Annotated in this window: 1 pseudogene; it reads left to right on the plus strand. The window is 55.9% G+C overall.

Annotated features, from left to right (window positions below):
* Nucleotides 1-104: pseudogene (locus B3F77_RS12500) on the plus strand (adenine phosphoribosyltransferase); the annotation flags it as partial.
* Nucleotides 105-227 lie beyond the last annotated feature (123 nt).

Raw genomic sequence — 227 nt, forward strand, 5'->3', positions numbered from 1 at the left:
CCGAAGGCGCGGCGATTGTGGACTTGCCGGCGCTCGGCGGATCGGCCAAGCTGCAGGCAGCGGGCTTGCCATTGTTCACGCTGATCGATTTTGCCGGACACTGACGGAGGTTGAACGTTTTTGCTATTAAATTAATAGCCATCTATGCCCGTATCTATTGGGTTAAACGCATGTTTTATGCGTGAACCTTGGAACGGTGCCACCCCCCTTACCGACGTGCGCGCACG

The organism is Polaromonas sp. UBA4122, assembly GCA_002381615.1.
Classification (GTDB): domain Bacteria; phylum Pseudomonadota; class Gammaproteobacteria; order Burkholderiales; family Burkholderiaceae_C; genus Polaromonas.